At 71.4% G+C, this 14,874-nt stretch carries 14 protein-coding genes; 11 read left to right on the top strand and 3 right to left on the bottom strand.

Going from position 1 to position 14,874, the window contains the following annotated elements; all coding sequences use genetic code 11:
- Positions 1-5 precede the first annotated feature (5 nt).
- Positions 6-320 carry a hypothetical protein gene (locus IO39_RS31450; RefSeq protein ID WP_043630582.1) on the top strand — a complete coding sequence of 105 codons (315 nt, stop codon included), beginning with the start codon at positions 6-8 and terminating at the stop codon, positions 318-320.
- Between the two features lie 2,045 nt (positions 321-2,365).
- On the opposite strand, the gene IO39_RS31440 is transcribed toward IO39_RS31450, so the two are convergent.
- A complete protein-coding gene (locus IO39_RS31440) occupies positions 2,366-2,698 on the bottom strand; it encodes a hypothetical protein (RefSeq protein WP_043630578.1) in 333 nt (110 codons plus the stop codon).
- Between IO39_RS31440 and IO39_RS55035 the strand changes: the two genes are divergently transcribed.
- A complete protein-coding gene (locus IO39_RS55035) occupies positions 2,691-2,894 on the top strand; it encodes a hypothetical protein (RefSeq protein ID WP_157549127.1) in 204 nt (67 codons plus the stop codon). The genes IO39_RS31440 and IO39_RS55035 overlap by 8 nt on opposite strands.
- A gap of 697 nt (positions 2,895-3,591) precedes the next feature.
- Here IO39_RS55035 and IO39_RS31435 read toward each other — a convergent pair.
- A complete protein-coding gene (locus IO39_RS31435) occupies positions 3,592-3,912 on the bottom strand; it encodes a hypothetical protein (protein ID WP_043630576.1) in 321 nt (106 codons plus the stop codon).
- A 155-nt stretch (positions 3,913-4,067) separates the two neighbouring features.
- On the opposite strand from IO39_RS31435, the gene IO39_RS31430 reads away from it, so the two are divergent.
- The 9 genes from IO39_RS31430 to IO39_RS31390 all read left to right on the top strand — a co-directional run bounded on the left by IO39_RS31430 (position 4,068) and on the right by IO39_RS31390 (position 13,970).
- Entirely contained in the window at positions 4,068-4,967 is a 900-nt protein-coding gene (locus tag IO39_RS31430; RefSeq protein ID WP_052423602.1) for an alpha/beta fold hydrolase, read from the top strand.
- Between the two features lie 44 nt (positions 4,968-5,011).
- A complete protein-coding gene (gene moeZ / locus IO39_RS31425; protein ID WP_043630573.1) occupies positions 5,012-6,193 on the top strand; it encodes an adenylyltransferase/sulfurtransferase MoeZ in 1,182 nt (393 codons plus the stop codon).
- Positions 6,194-6,239: 46 nt separating this feature from the next.
- Positions 6,240-6,959 carry a hypothetical protein gene (locus tag IO39_RS31420; RefSeq protein ID WP_245642415.1) on the top strand — a complete coding sequence of 240 codons (720 nt, stop codon included), beginning with the start codon at positions 6,240-6,242 and terminating at the stop codon, positions 6,957-6,959.
- Positions 6,953-8,161: a S8 family serine peptidase gene (locus tag IO39_RS31415; protein ID WP_043630752.1), complete on the top strand. Its 1,209-nt coding sequence runs from the start codon at positions 6,953-6,955 to the stop codon at positions 8,159-8,161. Before IO39_RS31420 ends, IO39_RS31415 begins: the two co-directional genes overlap by 7 nt.
- A 152-nt stretch (positions 8,162-8,313) precedes the next feature.
- Positions 8,314-9,114, top strand: coding sequence for a hypothetical protein (locus tag IO39_RS31410; RefSeq protein WP_052423601.1), 801 nt, complete (start codon positions 8,314-8,316; stop codon positions 9,112-9,114).
- On the top strand, positions 9,108-10,268 hold the full coding sequence (locus IO39_RS31405) for a S8 family serine peptidase (protein WP_043630571.1): 1,161 nt from the start codon (positions 9,108-9,110) through the stop codon (positions 10,266-10,268). The genes IO39_RS31410 and IO39_RS31405 overlap by 7 nt, the downstream gene beginning before the upstream one ends.
- Before the next feature lie 85 nt (positions 10,269-10,353).
- Positions 10,354-10,713 carry a hypothetical protein gene (locus tag IO39_RS31400; protein ID WP_043630569.1) on the top strand — a complete coding sequence of 120 codons (360 nt, stop codon included), beginning with the start codon at positions 10,354-10,356 and terminating at the stop codon, positions 10,711-10,713.
- Positions 10,701-11,015, top strand: coding sequence for an MGMT family protein (locus IO39_RS31395; protein WP_043630567.1), 315 nt, complete (start codon positions 10,701-10,703; stop codon positions 11,013-11,015). Before IO39_RS31400 ends, IO39_RS31395 begins: the two co-directional genes overlap by 13 nt.
- A gap of 102 nt (positions 11,016-11,117) precedes the next feature.
- Positions 11,118-13,970, top strand: coding sequence for a CDP-glycerol glycerophosphotransferase family protein (locus IO39_RS31390; protein ID WP_245642414.1), 2,853 nt, complete (start codon positions 11,118-11,120; stop codon positions 13,968-13,970).
- A 38-nt stretch (positions 13,971-14,008) separates the two neighbouring features.
- Here the strand turns inward: IO39_RS31390 and IO39_RS31385 are convergent, their stop codons facing one another.
- Positions 14,009-14,590 carry an NUDIX hydrolase gene (locus tag IO39_RS31385; RefSeq protein ID WP_052423600.1) on the bottom strand — a complete coding sequence of 194 codons (582 nt, stop codon included), beginning with the start codon at positions 14,588-14,590 and terminating at the stop codon, positions 14,009-14,011.
- Between the last annotated feature and the right edge of the window lie 284 nt (positions 14,591-14,874).

The raw sequence follows: 14,874 nt of genomic DNA, 5'->3' as shown, positions 1-14,874 counted from the left end.
ACGCAATGCCCAAGCTCAAGAGTGTTCTCGCAGGCCTCGCCATCAGCACCGCGCTGACCGGCGGCGTGGTGAGCGCGGGTGCGGCCACGACGGCCGCCACCGCTGACGCCGCTACGCAGGTCGGCACCGGCACATCCGTTCTCGCTGGGCACGGCTGCTACTACCGGCACCGCTGCGGCGGCTGGGGATGGGGCTGGCGCCGTCACCACCACGGCCACCACAGGATGAGGGTCAAGGTGAAGGTGTACAACCACAACTACAACCGCAACCACCAGCCGAAGCACGACCACAAGAAGGTGGATGGCGACACGACCTCGTGATGTGACCGTGCGTCGATGATGCAGGGAGTTCTCGAAGGCGGCCCGTTCTACCGTCGCGGCCGGGCCTGAGATTTCCTTTCCCTTCGTCTCCACGGCATGCCAAGCGAGGGCTCTTCCGGTTCCGGCCGGGGGAGCCCTCGCTGTTTTGTTTTCCGGCGCCACGGTGCCGGACTTCCGATTCTGCGCCGGGTCTTTTCAGGTGGAAGGCGAGGGGCGTTCTGTCTGGCTTTGCTGTGGTGCCGGCACCGCTGCGGCGGCTGGGGATGGGGCTGGAACCGGTGGAAGAGGTGGGGTCACCGCCACCACGGCCACCACCGCGTCCGCATCGTCATCGTCAATCGGAACATCAACGGCGGCGGCCACCACCACGGTCACCACCACGGCCGGTGATCCTGGCCTGAAGAGGCCGCCGATGCCGAAGAGCCCGCTACGGCGCTGACCTCACGGCATCACCGTCGAGTGCCCGCGTTCCCGGGAACCGAGACGCCCACCAACTCTCACACGAGAACGGCGTCCCCCAAAGAACGCGGGCACTCACCGCGTCTCCACCCCCACCCGGGCTCATCGCCGCTCCCCGCCTGAGCTCATCCCCGTTTCTGTCCGAGCATCCCGTTATCGCCCCCAGATGTCCTCGCTCCCCGTTTCACCCACCCCTACTCTTCGTCCACCTCCGTTCTTGCCCCGCCCATCCGCACTTCGCCCTCGCCCGGTCTCCCGCCCCTGCCCGAATCTCGCGCCCTGGCCTTCCCGGGGCTGGGGCCACGGATTCGACCTTCGGCAGTGACCAGCTCTGTGGGCAGAGGGCTGTGATGGATCGCGGCCTGGGTTCCCGGGCCCGGCCTCCGTCGGCCCGACCTGCCCGGTTCCGGCCTCCTGCCCTGGCCCGGCCTCCTGCCCTGCCCTGGCCTCCTGCCCTGGCCCAGGTCTCTCGCGCCCCGGCTTCCCGGCCTGCCTCACGTGACGAACCGAGTTCTTGTGCCCGGCGGGCCTCTCATGCCCCGGCCTTGCACACGTCCGGTCTTGAACAGGGCCCGGCCTTTCTGCCTCGGGCCTTCACTTCCCGGCCCCTTCTGTGTCCCGTTGCGGCTTCTTGCGCACGGCGGCGCGGTGTCGTGTGCCGTTCGCGTTCGTCGGGCCTGTGCCGGCTGGCCCCACTGTGGTGGCCGTGCTCGTCGCGGTGGAGGTCGCGTCCGTGGAGGTGCCGGCCGAGCGGCAGGGGTGAGGCGGGGTGGGTGAAACCAGGGATGAGGCTCGCGGAGGGTGGGGGCGGGGTGTGGTGGAGGGCGGGGACGGGGAAAGTGCCCGTGTTCGCCGGGTGGACGTCCGTTCTTGGTGAGAGGGCGGAGGTCGGTTCCCGGCGGACACGGGCACTCAGTCGGTACGGCCCGGGTTCATCGCCTCATCGGCTCCTCGGGCCGGGGCTTCTACCAGCCGTGGTGGTGGCCGCGGTGGTGGTGACCGTGGTGGTGACCGCCGCCGTTGATGTTCCGGTTGACGATGACGATGCGGACGCGGTGGTGGCCGTGGTGGGTTCCCCCTAAAGGATTCGATTGCCCCGTCACGGATGACAAACCAGCACATCATCCGTACAAGCGATATAACCCCACGAAAGGAGCACAAACCGGACTTGCCCACCCTTGGTCCACACCACAGCAAAACCACACACACCACCCCGTCCTCGCAGGCATGAAACCGAAACCCCGGCGCGTGACGCCGAAGGTCTCCGGCGCATTGCGAAAGCGCTCGGCCACGAAAGCGCTCGGCCACGAAAGCGTTCGGCGCCACGCCGGATGTCTCCGGCGCGACGCCGAATGCCTCCGGTGCGACGCGAAAACACCTCCGTGCGACGCGAAACACCTACCGTGCAACGGAGAAACCCGGCGCCGTGGCGCCGGGAAACAAATGCAGCGAGGGCTCCCCGGCCGGAACCGGGAGAGCCCTCACCGAACATGCCGTGGAGACGAGGAGAAATGAAACCTCAGGCCCAGCCGCGAAGGTAGAACGGGCCGCCCCCGAGAACTCCCTGCGTCATCAACGAACGGTCATTACCAGCGCCTGTCGTGGGACGACCCATTGTCGTTGTGGTTGTAGTTGCGGATGACGATGCAGACCGTGCCGCGGTGGTGGTGGCGCCGGTGGCCCCAGCCCCAGCCCCAGCCACCGTGGTTGTGGTGGCCCTTGCCGCAGCGGTTGCGGTGGTGGTGGCGCCGGTGACCCCAGCCCCAGCCCCAGCCGTCGTTTCCGAGGATGGACGTGCCGGTGGTGACCTGGGTGGTGGTGGCGTTGGCCGCGGACGTCGCCGCGCCCGCGCTCACCAGACCGCCGGTGACGGCCGTGCTGATGGCGAGGCCTGCGATGACACTCTTGAGCTTGGGCATTGTGTTTCCCCCTAAAGGATCGGTTGCCCCGTTCTCGGCGTTTCCGGATTGTCAGGAAACGAACCTTGGAAGGCTGCTGAAGGCGCATCCATGGAATGTCATTTCCGGGCCGGTGGACGGGCAAACGGATACGACTCCATTTTGCTCTGCATTAACAATCTTATTGCTTGCATTAAAGATCTATCCGATGAAATGAGGTGATATGTCCGTTTGTGTCGCGAATGGCTGGGCCGATACGTCCTGAAATGCAGAGCTCGCCGAAGGGTGGGACGCACCGAAGGTACCGTCCGCAGTGCTACGCGCAGGAGGTGCCGGCCCATCGTCGGGAAAGGCCGGCGGCGCACGAATCCCGCGGGCACGCGAATCCCGCGGGCGAATCGCATGGGCCCGCGAATCACGTGGGCACGCGAACGCCGAGAGCGCGCGAATGCCCGAGGCGTGCGAATGCCACGGGCAACGAATGCCCGGGCGGCGAGCCACGGGCGTGCGAATGCCAATGTCATGGGCGCACGAATGTCGCGTCGCCGTGCCGCGATTTCCGCATTCCGGTGCCGGCCGAATTCGCCATGATGGGATGCGTGCCGGCGCTCGCCGGTGAAGAAGCGTTGTCGGGCACGGCGGCGGCCATCATGGTGCGGGGGACGGCGGAACGCGTCCCCTGGTGATGTTCACCGCTTGACGTGGCCCCGGTCCGTGACGGCTCCCGGGCCGCCCGCCTGTTGACGGTGTGTGCCCCGGTCGTCACGGTGGGTACCGTGATGCTTTCCGAGTGGGCGGCCCATAAACGACGTACGCCAGCTTTTGCCGCACCCTTGGTGTGTCGTGAGATCGTTTAGAGACCTAAAGGCCGAAATATGGGGGTATGTCGGATTCTGGGGTGAGCCAGAGCGGGGTCAGCGCCTGCCGATCTTCTTCAGGTGATGGTCGAAGGTGAAGCCCCGCAGGCCGACCTCCGTCCCGTGGATCCGCCGCCACTTCCCGAACCTCTGGCAGCTGCCCCACGTGCGATCCCCCGGATAGAGCTTGTCCACGACCTCTCCCCGGGGCTGCTCCCGTACGTTGAGCCTGGTCTTGACGCGCACCACGCGGTACTTGCAGCCGGGCCGGGAGAGGGCGGTCGCGGCGCTCGCCGGGCCGGCGCCGCTCGGCGCGGCGAGCCCGGTCGCGGCGACGGCCCCGGCCACGAGGGCCGCGGTGATACGGCTGGTGAGCATGACGTACCCCCTGTCGGTATTTGAGGTGGTTCCTGCCCTGCTGTCCAGGAAAATCAGGTAAATAACCCCCTGTACGGAATCCAGACCCCGCCAGGGGGCGATGGTTATCGTGGGAAGAACGAGAAGACCCGTTCGAGGGACGAGGAGGAGAACCGATGACCCCGGAGCCGATCCCGCACTGGCCGGGACGAATGGTCGGCTCGGTGCACGTCCGCTCCACCCCGGAGGGCCCCGCCGAGCAGGCGGTGTTCGTGCACGGCCTGGCCGGTGCCGCCACCAACTGGACCGACCTCATGGACGAGCTGAAGGACACGGTCACCGGCCACGCCATCGACCTGCCGGGCGCCGGGTTCTCGCCCGCGCCGGAGGACGGCGACTACTCGGTCGCGGGTCACGCCAGGGCCGTGATCGGCCTCATGGAGGAGACGGGGCCCGCCCACCTGTTCGGCAACTCGCTCGGCGGCGCCATCGCCGTCCGGGTCGCCGCCTCCCGGCCCGACCTGGTGCGCTCGCTCACCCTCATCTCGCCCGCCCTGCCCGACCTGCTGCCCCGGTACGGCCCCGTCCGCGTGGCCGCCGCCGCGGTGCCCTGGCTGGGCGAGTGGGTGGCCGCCAGCCTGCGCCTGATCCCCGCCGAGCAGCGCATCACCGCCTCCATGGCCGTCGTCTGGGCCAACATGGACGCCGTGCATCCCCTCCGCCTGCGCGACGCCATCGAGGAGCAGCGCAGGCGCGACGACCTGCCCCACGCCGGCGCGGCCATGATCGGCTCGACCCGGGGCATCGTGGCGGAGTACTTCCGGCGCGGCGAGGAGAACCTCTGGAAGCAGGCGGCCAAGATCCGGGCGCGCACGCTGATCATCCACGGGCGCCACGACCGGCTGGTCCGCCCGGCCATGGCCAGGAAGGCGCACCGCACGTTCCGTCAGGTCAGGCTCGTCCTGCTGCCCACCGCCGGGCACGTGGCCATGATGGAGATGCCGCAGGTGGTGGCCGCGGAGGCGCGCCGTCTGATCGGTGAGACGCGCTTGGGGAATGCCCCACTGCCCAGCTAGGTTTCACAGTGGGATAAGACCCCCTGAAAACGGGAGCGTAGAAAGTGTCGTTGCCACCGCTGGTCGAGCCGGCCGCAGAGCTGACCGTCGACGAAGTGCGCCGCTATTCACGTCACCTGATCATTCCCGATGTGGGCATGGCGGGTCAGAAGCGGTTGAAGAACGCCAAGGTGCTGTGTGTGGGCGCCGGGGGCCTGGGCTCGCCCGCGCTGCTGTACCTCGCGGCGGCGGGTGTCGGCACCCTCGGCATCATCGACTTCGACGTGGTCGATGAGTCCAACCTGCAGCGTCAGGTCATCCACGGCCAGTCCGACGTGGGCAGGCTGAAGGCCGAGAGCGCCGCCGCCTCGGTGCGCGAGATCAACCCGCTGGTCGAGGTCGTGATCCACAACACGGCCCTGACCACCGAGAACGTCATGGAGATCTTCTCCGGCTACGACCTCATCGTCGACGGCACCGACAACTTCGCCACGCGCTACATGGTGAACGACGCCGCGGTGCTGCTCGGCAAGCCCTACGTCTGGGGCTCGATCTACCGGTTCGACGGCCAGGCGAGCGTCTTCTGGGCCGAGCACGGGCCGTGCTACCGCTGCCTCTACCCCGAGCCCCCGCCTCCCGGCATGGTGCCGTCGTGCGCCGAGGGCGGCGTGCTCGGCGTGCTGTGCGCGTCGATCGGCTCGATCCAGGTCAACGAGGCCATCAAGCTGCTGACCGGCATCGGCGACCCGCTGGTCGGCCGGCTGATGATCTATGACGCCCTGGAGATGAAGTACCGCGACGTCAAGGTCCGCAAGGACCCCGAGTGCGTGCTGTGCGGCAAGAACCCGACGGTCACCGAGTTGCTCGACGACTACGAGGCGTTCTGCGGCGCGATCTCCGACGAGGCCGCCGAGGCCGCCAGCGGCTCCACGATCACCGCGCCGGAGCTCAAGGCCATGATGGACCGCGGCGACAACATCTATGTGGTCGACGTCCGCGAGCCCAACGAGTACGAGATCGTCTCCATCCCCGGCGCCACGCTGATCCCGAAGGGCGAGTTCCTCAACGGCTCGGCCCTGGAGCGGCTGCCGCAGGACAAGAAGATCGTGCTCCACTGCAAGTCGGGGGCGCGCTCGGCCGAGGCGCTGGCGGTCGTCAAGAACGCCGGCTTCGCCGACGCCGTCCACGTCGGCGGCGGCGTGCTGAGCTGGGTCAAGACCGTCGACCCGAGCCTGCCCAGCTACTAGGGGTCGCGGGGGATGCTCTCGTGACACCCCTATTAAGGTCGATGGAGTGAACTCCGCCCGCCCGTGGCCCACGCTCGTGGTGGCCTCCGCGCTGACGCTGATCTGCGCGGTGGCCGCCGGGGTGGCCGGCAGCGCGGCGGGCACGGAGCTCACCCGCGGCCCCACCACGGCCGAGCTGCGCGCGGCGGCCGAGCGCGAGGTCGCCCAGCGCTGGCGCACCTGGCCCACCGGCCGCATCTTCCCCGCCACGCTGCCCTACTCCGCCGAGCAGGGCGGGCAGGAGCGCGCCCGCCGGATCGGCATCTCGCCGCGCACGGAGTGCGGTCAGAGCGTCGACGCCAAGGCGGTCAAGGCCCTGCGCAGGGCGGGCTGCCAGGGCGTGCTGCGGGCCACCTACATCGACGCGCTGCGCGGCGTGCTCGTCACGATCGGCGTGGTGGCGCTGCGCGACGAGCTGCACGCCGTGCGCGCCAGAACCGCCTTCGCCGACTCCGGCAGACCCACTCCCGGGCTGCGCCCGCTCGCCTTCCGCGGCACCCTGTCCGACCGGTTCACGCCCGCCGTGCGGCAGACGGGGTCGGTACGCCAGGCGGGCCCCTACCTCGTGCTCACCACCGCCGGCCAGGTGGACGGCAGGCCCGCGGCCGCGCCGGGCGAGCCGCGGCCGGCCATCTTCGCCTTCGCCACCGAGCTGTCCGAGCGCGTGCTGACCGCGCTGAGCACGCCCGCGATGCCCGACTGCGCCGCCCGGGAGTGGCGGTGCTGAGGCGCGGCCTGGCGGTCGTGGCGGTCGCCGGGCTGCTGCTGGCCGGGCAGCCGGCGCGGGGCGACGAGGTGCGCGGCGGGCAGCAGGCCGTGATCAGAACTCTGGCGCTGACCGAGGCGTGGCGGACGAGCAAGGGCGCGGGCGTGACCGTGGCCGTGCTCGACTCCGGCGTCGACCCGCACCATCGCGACCTGGCCGGCTCGGTGCGCGTGGGCAAGGACTTCACCGCGGGCGCGAACCCGCCGGGCACCCGTCCGAGCAGGCTGCACGGCACGTACATGGCCTCGCTGATCGCCGGGCACGGCCACGGGCCGGACGGAAAACGGGGGATCATCGGCGTCGCGCCCGAAGCGGACGTACTGTCGGTACGGGTCATCCTGGAGGACGAGGAGCCGGGTTTCCGCGCGTTCAACTCGGCCGAGCGCTTCGAGGACGTGGTGGCCCGGGGCATCCGCTACGCGGTGGACGAAGGGGCCGACGTGATCAACCTGTCGATCTCCAAGGAGCTGGCGACCCGGGAGGAGCGGGCGGCCATCCGCTACGCCATCTCCAGGAACGTCGTGCTCGTCGCCGCTGCGGGCAACGACGGCGACAGGAAGGTCCACGGGGAGTTCGCCCCCTACTCCTACCCGGCGGCCCTGCCCGGCGTCGTCTCGGTCGGGGCGACCGACCGGCGGCTGCGGCGGGCCACGTTCTCCAACTGGAACTCCTCGGTGCTGGTCGCCGCGCCGGGCGTGGACATCATGGGCGCCGGCCCCGGCGACGAGTACTGGGTGGGCAGGGGCACCTCGCAGGCGACCGCGCTGGTGTCGGGCGTCGCCGCGCTCATCAAGGCCAGGCATCCGGACCTGTCGCCGCCGCTCGTCGCGCGGGCCCTGGCCGACAGCGCCGCCGACCGGCCCCCGGGCGGCTACGACACCGCGACGGGCTTCGGCGTGGTCAACGCCGCCAGGGCGCTGGCCGAGGCCGCCCGGCTGTCCGGGCACACCGAGACCGCCACCGGCGAGCAGGCCCACGACCCCGCCCTGCCGCTGGCCGGCGGCCGGGCGGGGCCGGTCCAGGTGGTCGTGCGCGACGAGCGGCGCGTCACGATCTACACGGCCGTCGCCGCGGCGGCGGCCGTAGGGGCGCTCGCGTCCCTGACCGTCATATTCATCCTGGTCAGACGAGTACGACGGGCGCACATCTCACAAGACGCATGATCCGCCCACCTAGGGGGACGAAATAGACACGGAGCGAACGCGGGAACGAGGCGGTGGTGAAGGGACGTAGGTCGACCACAGGGCTACCGCGCGCCGGGGGGGAAGCCACGCCGGGACGGGGAAACCCGCTCGGCACCGGCCGCCGCTCACGCGTGCGCTCGTGGCCGGCGGCGGGCTCCCGCGGGCGCACGGCCGCCAAGGAGCGGGCCGAGCTGCTCACGCTGCAACAGGGCATCCGCTACCGGCGGATCTTCGTGGCGCTGCTCGGCGTCATCATCGCCGTCTCGGCCGTCGTCGTGCTGCTCGGCACGGTCGGGCTGTTCGCCGAGACGCGCTCGCGCCCGCTGACGTCCGAGGAGCAGAACCAGTACAAGCAAGAGGAGATCGCCCGCCGCTGGCAGGCGTGGCCGGCCACCGGGGTCTTCCCCGAAGAGGTGAAATACCTCGGGCTCGACCGCGCCCAGCAGTACGCCAGGCGCGTCGGCATCGCCCCCGAGACCGACTGCGCCAAGGGCGTGGACGCCTCCGTGGCCGGCGTGCTGCGCAGCCACGGCTGCGTGACGCTGCTGCGCGCCACCTACATGGACCAGACGGCCACCTTCGTCTTCACCGTCGGCGTGGCCGTGCTGAAGGACGAGGCGTCCAGGGTCTCGGCCGGCGAGGAGCTCACCCAGGACGACCGGGTGGGCGTGCTGCCGGTGGCCTTCCCCGGCACGGTCTCCGAACGCTTCGGGCCCGACCAGCGGCAGCGCACCGGCTGGGTGGGCGCCGGGCCGTACATCGTCTTCTCGACCGGCGGCTACGCCGACGGGCGCACCAGGGCCGCGATCCCGCCCGAGGAGATCCTGCACAGCGAGTTGTGGCCGGCCGCCAAGTCGATCGGCAACCAGATCGCCTACTTCCTCGCGGACCCGCCCAAGGTGCCGCCCTGCACCCAGGGGAACGTGTGCTGACCGCCGTACGCGTGGCCACGGCCGCGCTGCTCACCCTCACCGCCCCCGTCGCCGCCCCCGCCGAACCCGTCAGGGAGCGGCAGCAGTGGGTGCTCGACGCGCTCAACGTCGAGCAGGCCTGGTCGGTCACCAAGGGCGAGGGCGTCACCGTCGCCGTCGTGGACAGCGCCGTGGACGGCGAGGTCAAAGAGCTGAAGGGCCGCGTCAGCGCCGGCCCCGACATGACCTCGGGCGCGGTCGCCCGCGAGCTGCCGCCCGGCAGGCACGGCACCGCCATGGCCGGGCTGATCGCCGGCTCCGGCGCCGACGACGGCCTCATCGGCGTCGCCCCGGCCGCGCGCATCCTGTCGCTGCCCATGGTCATCGACGACGAGCCCGGCTTCGCCGTCCCGCCGCTCGAAGGGGAGGGCGCCGCCGCGGAGAGCCCGCTCGCCCGCGCCCTGCGGTACGCCGCCGACAACGGCGCCCAGGTCGTCAGCATGTCCATCGGCTCCTACGGGCCGCTGCGGTCGGAGCGCGAGGCCGTCTCGTACGCGCTGGGCAAGGGCGTGGTGCTCGTCGCCGCCGTGGGCAACGACGGCCAGACGCCCTACGCCAAGGAGAAGGGCACCTCCTACTGGAGCTTCCCGGCCGGCTACCCCGGCGTCATCGGCGTGGCGGCCACCGACAAGCAGGGCAGGCAGGCCACGTTCAGCAGCGACAACCTGTCCGTGCTGGTCTCCGCGCCGGGCGTGGGGGTGCCGGTGCTCAAGCGCGACAGCGGCTACGAGCTGTCGGAGGGCACCAGCTCGGCCGCCGCGCTCGTGGCCGGCGTGGCCGCGCTCATCAAGTCACGCCACCCGTCCCTGCCGCCCGAGCAGGTCGCCCGCGCGCTGGCGTCCGGCGCGCGGGGCCGGCCCGCCGCCGGATACGACGACCGGACCGGGTTCGGCGTCGTGGACGCCGCCGCCGCGCTGAACGCCGCCGAGCGGCTCACCGGCACCACCCGCAGCGTCGCCCCGGGCATGGAGCACTTCGGCCGGGGCGAGGACTCGCCCGTGCCGACCCGGCCCGGCCCCGACCCGCTGCGGCTGTGGCTGTACGGCGGCGGCGTGCTGGTGTCGCTGGTCATCTTCTGCGGCGCGATCATCGTGCTCAACCAGCGCCGGGAATGACGGACCCGACCAGGCACAACGGTGATGACCCGACTGTTCGCGAACAGGTTTCTCGATGCGTGAAGATCCGCTAGGGTCCCCCGTCATGGGATACGAGCTGCGGGTGGTGCGTGAGTCGCCACTCGCCTTCGCGGAGCTCGCGAAGGCCATCGCGCCGGCCGGTTTCGAGCTGCGCGGATCCGACGAGATCGTGACCGGCCACGGAGGCGGCGTGCACCCCGTGGCCCGCTGGGAGGGCCGGCTCGTCGGCGAGCCCGGCTCCGACTGGCAGGTGGCCCAGCTCCTGCGCCTGTCCGCCGCGCTCGGCGCCCGGCTCGTGGGCGAGGACGGCGAGCTGTACGTCCTGCGCGACGGCGTGATCGAGGTCGCCCAGGCGGGCGGCGTGGTGGAGATCGGCAAGTTCGACGAGATCATCGACGCCGGGCCGGCGGCGTGGAGCCCGTGAACCCCTTCGCCGAGCGAGTGCTCGACCTCATCGAACGCATCCCGCCCGGCAAGGTCATGTCCTACGGCGACATCGCCGAATATCTCGGCGAGGGCGGCCCCCGGCAGGTCGGCAAGGTCATGTCGACCTGGGGAGGCGGCGTGCCCTGGTGGCGCGTCGTCCACGCCGACGGCACCGCCGCGGCCCCCGACCACCTGCGACGATGCCTGACCCACTGGCGCGAGGAGGGCACCCCGTTGCGCGGCGAACGGGTGGACATGCGCCAGGCCCGCTGGGACGGGCGTTCAGCCGATTCTCAGTAACCCTGCTGACCTGCGGTTTCACCGATCGTGCGCATTGGTGACATGTGACGCCCATTACCATGGGCACAACACTGATGGCGGCCCGAAAGGCGGTGCCTCCCCATGGCCACCGGCGTCACAGCCCAGAGCCAGGGCAGCGATTCGCTCGCCGACCGCCTGAAGGCTGTCCAGGATCTCTGCGATCGTGGCGAGCCCTTCGACGCGGTCATGCGAGCGGTCGGCCCAGGCGGTCGCGACGCGGCGTTCGACGCCGAGGCGCTCAGCGGCCCCCTCGGGGCGCGCATGGACCTGGCGATCAAACGCGGCGCCCCCCGACGGCGGGAAATGCTCGACCTCGTGCGCCCCTACCTCGCGGGCGTCGACCCGGCCGTCAAACGCGACCTGCCGGTCGCGCGCCGCGTGATCTGCCACCTGATCGAGCACCGCCCCGACGAGGAGCTCGTCGAGGGCGAGACGCTCGTCAAGGTGGTGACCGCGGCGGCCGAGCCGTCCAAGCGCATCCGCAAGGGCCTGAGCTGGTACGCCGACCTGCCCTTCCGCGACGAGCTGCCCGCCGGCCTCTACCGCCTGCGGCGCGCCGACCTGGTGCCGGTGACCCACATCGACGACATCGTCTGGGCCGACGGCAAGCTGCGCGTGCGCGGCTTCGCCTACCTGGCCGGCCTGTCGGTGCGCAGCCGCAGGTTCAACCGGGCGACCGTGGTGCTGCGCGGCCCGCGCTGGCTGCCGCCCATCCGCATGCGCACCCGCCGCGTGCTGGCCCCCGAGGCCACCCACGGCGCGCGCGAGCCGGGCTGCAACTACGACTGGTCCGGCTTCACCGCCGAGCTGAGTCCGTGGCCGCTGCGCTGGCGCGGCGCGGTGCGCGCCGTGGTGTCCGGCGTGCGCCGGCGCATGCGCCACCGGCCCTCCGTGCCCGACGCCACGACGTGGCGGGCCGAGATCGTCTTCTGGAGCCGGGGCGCGCGGGCGACCGGCCTGCTGCGCGGCTCCTCCATCGGCCGGCCCGAGCGGCCCGCCGGGCTCAAGGTGAAGCCCGGCTGGTGGATCCGGCCCGTCTGGACCTCCGACCGGGCGCTGCAGGTCGTGCTCCAGCCCAACCGGGCCGAGCTGACCGGCGTGACGCTCGACGGCGACCGCCTGGAGCTGAAGATCTTCCTGCCCGGCCGGCAGGTCACCAAGGGCCACGCCAGGCTGGGCGGCCACCGCATCGCCGCCGACTTCACGCCGTCGGGCGACGGCACGCAGGTCGTGGTCGGCCTCGCCGTGCCCGCCCTGCTGCAGGAGAAGGACGGCCGGCGCCTCTGGGTCGAGCCCAAGGGCGACCCGGCGGCCTCCGTCATGCTGGGCGACGCGGCCGAGACCCGCACGCCCGTGGGCGACCGCGAGATCACCGTGCTCGGCGACCGCCGCGACCGGGTCGTCGTCTCCGCCCACCGCATCCGGCCGGTGATCACCTCCGCGGTCTGGGAGGGTTCCGCGCTGGTCCTGCGCGGCCACTACCCCGACGCTCCCGGCCCCCGCACGCTCACGTTGCGCCACCGGTCCGGGCTGTCCTACCTGCTGCCGATGGACCGGTCGGGCGAGGAGTTCTCCGTACGCGTCGAGCCCGCGTCCATGGACCGCTTCGGCGAGCCCGTGCCGCTGGCCTCCGGCACCTGGAACCTGTCGCTGCGCCACCCGTCCGGCGAGATCGTCCCGCTGCGCATGGACCACGCGGCGCTGGCCGGCCTCGACGAGGAGCCGCGCACGCTCGGCGGCCACGTCTACCGGATGATCTCGACCCGCTTCGACGTGCCGGTGATCACCTCCGAGGAGGACCGGCCCGCGCAGGAGCGCGGCGTGGCGGGCACCCACGTGCTGCGCCGCGTCTTCTACCCCGCCCAGCGCACCGAGCCGCTGCGCGACAGCACCGTCTACGTCGTCAACGACGGCCGCCTCTACGCCGACAGCGTCCGCGCCATCTACGAGGAGCGGCTGCGCAGGGGCGACGACCGCGAGCACATCTGGATCGTCAAGGACGGCGCCTTCGTGCCGCCCGGCGGCGCCACCGCCGTCCGCGCCGGCAGCCGCGAGCACCACGAGGCGCTGGCCAGGTCGCGCCACGTCATCACCAACTCGTTCCTGCCGACCTGGTTCAGGGCGCGCGAGGACCAGGTGGTGCTGCAGACCTGGCACGGCACGCCGGCCAAGCTCATCGGCAACGACCAGCCCCACATGCAGCGCGACCCGCGGCCCCCGATCTGGCACCGCCAGGCGGCCGAGGTGCGCGGCTGGGACCTGCTGCTGTCGCAGTCGCCCTGGGCCACGCCGGTGCTGCGCAAGGCGTTCGGCTACAAGGGCGAGGTCCTGGAGAGCGGCCTGCCCCGCAACGACGTGCTCCACTCGCCCGACAGAGACGAGCTGGCGCGGGCCGTGCGCGAGCGGCTGGGGCTGGCCGAGGGCAAGCGCGTGGTGCTGTACGCGCCGACGTGGCGCGACTACGACCGCAAGAACGCCATGGTCAAGCTCGACCTCGCCAAGGCCCGCCAGGCGCTGGGCGCCGACCACGAGATCCTGGTGCGCGCCCACCCGATGCAGGCCGCGCCCGCCGTCCCCGACATCGCCCGCGACGTCACCACCTATCCCGACATCGCCGAGCTGCTGCTGGTGGCCGACGTGCTGGTGACCGACTACTCCTCGGTCATGTTCGACTTCGCCAGCACCGGCAAGCCGATCGTCCTCTACGGCTACGACCTGGCGAAATACTCCAGCAAGCGGGGCCTGTACATCGACCTGCCCGAGCAGGCGCCGGGCCCGCTGCTGTCGACGTCGGCCGAGGTGGTCGAGGCGCTGCGCTCGATCGACGAGGTGGCGGCGGCCCACGCCGACCGCTACGACGCCTTCCGCGCCACGTTCGCGCCCAGAGACGACGGCAAGGCCACGGCCAGGGTGGTGGACCGGCTCTTCTCCTGACCCGCCCGCGAAAGAGCCCTCTCCTGGCCCTGCGGAGGTCAGGAGAGGTCGCCGGCTCCCGTCCCGGGGCCGGACGGCGGCGCGGCCCCGCGGGTCAGCCGCTCCATGACCACGTAGAGCAGGGCCGACGCGCTGGTGCCGCAGACGATCTCGCCGCTGCCGACGAGCTTGCGCACGTGGGGCAGCGGCACCCACTCCACCCGCTCCGCCTCCCAGGGATCGGAGGGCGGCCCGATGTGCGTGGCCGACTCGGCGCGGTAGACGTGGTGCAGGCTGTCGGAGAAGCCGCTGCTGGGCTGGATCGACAGCAGCGGCCGCAGCGGCCCCGGACGCCAGCCGGTCTCCTCTTCGACCTCCCGCGCCGCCGCCGTCATCGGCGGCTCGCCCTCGTCGACCTGCCCGAGCGGGATCTCCCAGCCCCAGGTGTCGGTGATGAAGCGGTGCCGCCAGATCAGCAGGACGCGCTCCTTGTCGTCGGTGACGACGGCCCCCGCGGCCGGCGCGATGCGCACGAGCCGGTGATCGAGACGACGCCCGTCGGGCAGCTCCACGTCGGCGACCCGGACGTCCAGCCACTGGTCGAGGTAGAGCGACTTCTCAGAGTGGACCTGCCAGCGCATGAGACCAACCCCTGCACGAGGATGTGTTGACCCAACGTTACAGGTCCGCACGCTGCGTAGGCGGCCCGACCTCACAACCGCCTCGCGCGGCGCCGTTCCCCCTCGTGAGCGGCGTGGCCGGGAGCGGGCGACCGTGACGCTGCCGGCGAACAGAGCGCCCGGCGTGTCACGAGAAAAACGCACATTTGCCCCGATAGCGTAGGCGGATTGCTGGGGGAGAGCGGGCAAGTCGGCACGATCTACCCCTGTGGTCTGGTGGAATCTAGTGCTGTGAGTGCTCAGAC

The sequence above is a fragment of the Nonomuraea candida genome (assembly GCF_000725485.1).
GTDB lineage: Bacteria > Actinomycetota > Actinomycetes > Streptosporangiales > Streptosporangiaceae > Nonomuraea > Nonomuraea candida.
The sequence above is the reverse complement of the archived record's forward strand: the minus strand, read 5'-3'. Positions and strand labels throughout refer to the sequence as shown.